Genomic DNA, 4504 nt, shown 5'->3' with positions numbered 1-4504 from the left:
TGGGGGGCTTCCGGCATTTCCGCATGTTCCCTGTGGGGCGCAGCCGAACCCGTCGGTCCTTCGTCGGGATCAGTCCACCGGGACCGCAAGGCGGGTGACCTCCGACCGCCCGCGCAGGGTGACTTCACCTTTCAGCGACCATCGGATGCGCTCCGCTTCCGCGGCCACCTCTACCGCCCGGGCCGACGCCACCACGTGGCCGGGGAACGTCTTGGCCACGTCCGACAGCCGAGCCGCTTCGTTCACCGGATCGCCGATCACCGTGTACTCGAATCTCTCGTGAGCGCCCACGTTTCCGGCCACCGCGAGACCCTCGGTGACCCCGATTCCCGCCTCGCACTCGGGGACCTCGCTGCGCAACCGGCGGGCCATCTCCCGGGCGGCCGCGAGCGCACTGCCCGCCGCGTCGTCCATTGCGACCGGAGCGCCGAAGATGGCCAGTGCCGCGTCGCCCTCGAACTTGTTGACGAACCCGCCGGCCCGGTGCACCTCCTCGACCACCACTTCGAAGAAGCGGTTGAGCAGATGTACGACCTCGGTGGGCGGCCGATCGGCCGCCATTGCCGTCGAGCCGATGATATCGATGAACAGCACCGCGACATGGCGTTCCTCGCCGCCCAGGCGCGGCGACGACGCCAACGCCGCCCGCGCGACGTCCTGCCCGACGTGCCGGCCGAAGACGTCGCGGATCCGTTCGCGCTCGCGGAGGCCGTCGGCCATGCGGTTGAATCCCGCCTGCAGTTCTCCCAGTTCGGTTCCGTCGTAGACGACCACCTCGGCATCGAGGTCGCCCCGCTCGATGCGGGCCATGCCGGACCGCACCGACTCGATCGGCGCGACGCTGGTCCGGGCGGTGAGGAGCATAAGCAACGCCCCCAACAACAAGGCGAGTCCGCCGATCGTCAGGATCGTCACCGCGAACCGGACGGGTGATACGGGACGGACGAAGCTGAAGACCGCCACGAGCATCAGCCCGACGACGGGAACGCCGCTGCCCAGCGCCCAGGCCACCATGATGCGGCCGCTGGTGCCGGTGAGTCGGCGTCGCGGCGTCGCCCCGGCCTCCAAGGCCCGGGCCGCGATCGGCCGCAGGGCGAATTCGCTGAACAGATAGACGAAGCCGCAGACCGTCAGGCCCGCGAGGGCGATGGTGAGGGCGACCTTCGGGATCGTGCGCGGATCCACTACACCGAACGCGGTCGCGAACAGCACCAGCCCCAGCGCCCAGAATGCACCCTGCTGGGCGGTGAGGCGCATCGGCAGCCGCATGGTTGCACGTCGTTCGTCGGGGGTGGGATCCCGGTCCTCGAGGATCCACCGCAGTTGTGCAAGGCCGAGCCGGGTCCCGAAGGCCGTTCCCAGGACGATGGCCCCGCCGACGTAGACGGGTGCTATGACGCCGGTGACGATGACGAACTCCGGACGCAGCACCGAGGGGCCCGGGACGACGACGTTGATCAACAACGCCGTGATCGCGGCCCCCGCGATGTTCGTGCCGAGCAGCAACAGGGTGAGCAATGTCTGCACGCGAACACGTTGGCGCCGGACGGATTCCGCGGGCGCGCCGAGCAGCGGCGAGCCGAGGGGCGAGGTGCGGCGGGTGCGAGGCATGGTCGTTCGAGAGTAGTCCGGAGCGATCCTCTAGGGTGGCAACGTGCGCCTTGTGATTGCCCGCTGTCGAGTCGACTACGTCGGACGTCTGACGGCACACCTGCCGATGGCGCGTCGGCTGCTCTTGGTCAAAGCCGACGGATCGGTCAGTGTGCACGCCGACGACCGTGCCTACAAGCCGCTGAACTGGATGAGTCCGCCGTGCTGGCTGGTCGAGGAGTCCGCAGACGAGGCGCACGCCCTGTGGGTGGTGACCAACAAGACGGGTGAGCAACTCCGGATCACCATCGACGAGATCGAGCACGATTCGAGCCACGAGCTGGGTGTGGACCCGGGCCTGATCAAGGACGGTGTCGAGGCGCATCTGCAGGAACTGCTCGCTGAGCACGTCGAAACCCTCGGCCCCGGCTACACCCTCGTCCGCCGGGAATACCCCACGGCCATCGGTCCGGTGGACCTGCTGTGCCGGGACGCGGACGGCGGCACGGTGGCCGTCGAGATCAAGCGACGCGGCGAGATCGACGGTGTCGAGCAGCTCACCCGGTACCTCGAGTTGCTCAACCGGGACCCGTTGCTCGCGCCCGTCAGCGGTGTCTTCGCGGCGCAACAGATCAAGCCACAGGCCAAGACCCTTGCGACCGATCGCGGTATCCGCTGCCTCGTGCTCGACTACGACGCCCTGCGCGGCACCGAGAGCAACGAGTTCCGGCTGTTCTGATATGCCCCGCCGCAACGTTCCCCGATCGCAGCGCCGGCGCCGGCCCGATATCGGCGGGTCGACGTTCTCCGGGGCCACCTCCCGCACCGAATGGGGGCCGTCCGGCGCGGAGTCCGAGCGCTACACCGTGCGCACCGTCCCCGGGTCGCGAGCAACGAAGGCGTACCGGTGCCCCGGCTGCGATCACGAGATCGCGCCGGGAACCCCCCACGTGGTCGCCTGGCCCACCGACGACATCGGGGGCGCCGACGAACGCCGACACTGGCACAACGGATGCTGGGCCGGCCGCGGTACCCGCGGACCGACCCGGCGGTGGTCCTAGTGACGGCTCAGCCGTCGGGTCCTAGTGACGGCTCAGCCGTCGGGTCAGTTGCGGACCTTGCTGGCCACTGCAGGTGAGCGGCCGAGGCGATCGGTGGGCGGTGCCTCCTCGCCGGACCGTGCCTCCTTCGCCGAGTCGGCTTCGCCGTCGCTGCCCTCCGGCTTGCCGCCGGCCGCCGGAAGTTCCTTGGTGGCCGGTTCCTTCTCGGATTCCCCGGTGGCGATCTCCTTGGTCGCGTCGGCCTCGCCCTCGGTGGTGAGCGCATCCCGGTCGCGGTCGAGCAGCTCGCCCTCGCGCGTCACGGCGGCGAGCATCGACGGCACGGCCTCGAGCTGACCGCGTACCCCGTCCAACTGGCTGAGGATGCGGCCGCGCAGCACCCGCAGTTCCTCGGTCAGATCGCGGGCGTTGGCGATCTTCCGCTCGGACTGTTCGGTGGCGATCTCGAGCCGGCGTGCCGCTTCGCGGGACGCGATCTCGAGACGCTGCTCGGCCTCGGCCTTGCTGGTGCGCTCGAGCTCGTCGAGGGCGCCGAGGACCTTGCTGCGGCGCTCGCTCATGGCGATCTCGAAGTCCTGCTGGACCCGGTCCCGCTTGGCTTCCGCCTCCGCCGCCAGGCGATCGCGCTCCGCTTCGGCGGCGGCGATGATCCGGGCGGCCTGGGCACGCGCCTCCGCCATCGTGCGGGCGTGCTCCGTCTCGAATGCCTTACGCCGCTCGGCGAGCTCGGCGATCATCGCTTCGTAGTCCCCGCGCAGCCGGATGCCTTCCTGCTCGGCCAGGGAGATCATCTCGGCTGCGTCGGCCTCGGCCCGTGCCCGCAGCTCGGACGCCTCGTCGGAGGCGAGGCGCAGCATGCGGGAGATGCGGTCGCTCATGCCCTCGGCCGTGGTGGGCGGCACCGACAGCCGATCGACGTCCTTGCGCAGCTCGTCGATCTCGTTGCGGGCGTTCTCGAGCTGTCGAGCCAGGTCGCGAGCCTGCGCGGCGGCCGCATCCCGGTCCGTGGCGGTCACGCGCAGCTCGGCCTCGAATCTGGCGAAGTAGTTGGTCACCTCGTCGCGGTCGAATCCCTTGCGCACGATGGAGAAGGGCAGGTGGCTTGGGGTGCGATCGCGATCGAAGACCATGGCGCCAATCTACCTGCTCGAAGCGGCCGGAGCTGCGCGTGCCGCCGCGTTGTGCTAATGCTGCGGCGGTGTGAACCCGGCGAGTCGGCCGGGTGAGATGGGGGCGGTCAGTGCGATCCGTGCGCAGCAGGTTCGACGAGCTCGACGAGCACGCCGCCGGCGTCCTTGGGGTGGAGGAAGTTGATGCGGGAATCGGCGGTGCCGCGTCGCGGGGCGTCGTACAGCAGGCGCACGCCGCGCGCGCGGAGCTCGGCGGACACCGCATCGAGGTCGCTGACGCGGTAGGCGAGCTGCTGCAGGCCGGGCCCGCTGCGGTCGATGAACTTCGCGATCGTCGAGTTCTCGTTCAGCGGGGCGAGCAGCTGGATCGCGGTCGCGCCCTCCGGCGAGCCGGGAACCGACAGCATCGCCTCGCGCACGCCCTGCTCCTCGTTGACCTCCTCGTGGGTGGAGACGAGCCCGAGGTTCTCGGCGTACCAGGTGAGGGCGGCGTCCAGGTCGGGGACCGCGATGCCGACGTGGTCGATGGCGGTCACGAGGCCGGAGGTCAGCGCCGCGAGCGGAGTCGGAGTGGGGGAGGTCTCAGTCATGAATAAAGACGGTAGCGCTAACGTTAGATCAGTATGCGTCGGGATGGGCTTGCCGGCCTCGAGCCCGCGCGGAAGCCGTCACTCCCACCACCGGAGGAAATCCTCGTGACCAGTTCTGTCATCGTTGCCGGAG

General features: G+C 69.8%; 5 protein-coding genes. 2 read left to right on the top strand and 3 right to left on the bottom strand.

What is annotated here, in order from left to right:
• Positions 1 to 69: 69 nt before the first annotated feature.
• Positions 70 to 1611 (bottom strand): adenylate/guanylate cyclase domain-containing protein, encoded by a 1542-nt coding sequence (locus tag CQZ88_RS11440; RefSeq protein WP_180986993.1) that lies wholly within the window; start codon positions 1609 to 1611, stop codon positions 70 to 72.
• A 43-nt stretch (positions 1612 to 1654) separates the two neighbouring features.
• On the opposite strand from CQZ88_RS11440, the gene nucS reads away from it, so the two are divergent.
• Positions 1655 to 2329 carry an endonuclease NucS gene (nucS, locus tag CQZ88_RS11435; RefSeq protein ID WP_029542949.1) on the top strand — a complete coding sequence of 225 codons (675 nt, stop codon included), beginning with the start codon at positions 1655 to 1657 and terminating at the stop codon, positions 2327 to 2329.
• 1 nt (position 2330) lies between these two features.
• Positions 2331 to 2651 (top strand): hypothetical protein, encoded by a 321-nt coding sequence (locus CQZ88_RS30880; protein ID WP_029542951.1) that lies wholly within the window; start codon positions 2331 to 2333, stop codon positions 2649 to 2651.
• Positions 2652 to 2695: 44 nt separating this feature from the next.
• Here the strand turns inward: CQZ88_RS30880 and CQZ88_RS11425 are convergent, their stop codons facing one another.
• Both CQZ88_RS11425 and mce read right to left on the bottom strand, forming a co-directional pair.
• Positions 2696 to 3781: a hypothetical protein gene (locus CQZ88_RS11425; RefSeq protein ID WP_102799761.1), complete on the bottom strand. Its 1086-nt coding sequence runs from the start codon at positions 3779 to 3781 to the stop codon at positions 2696 to 2698.
• Positions 3782 to 3888: 107 nt separating this feature from the next.
• Positions 3889 to 4371: a methylmalonyl-CoA epimerase gene (gene mce, locus CQZ88_RS11420; protein ID WP_029542955.1), complete on the bottom strand. Its 483-nt coding sequence runs from the start codon at positions 4369 to 4371 to the stop codon at positions 3889 to 3891.
• Between the last annotated feature and the right edge of the window lie 133 nt (positions 4372 to 4504).

Source organism: Rhodococcus sp. ENV425 (assembly GCF_002887785.1).
In the GTDB taxonomy this organism is placed as follows: Bacteria; Actinomycetota; Actinomycetes; order Mycobacteriales; family Mycobacteriaceae; genus Rhodococcus; species Rhodococcus aetherivorans.
Note: the sequence above shows the minus strand (reverse complement) of the source record. Positions and strands in the feature narration are given on the sequence as shown.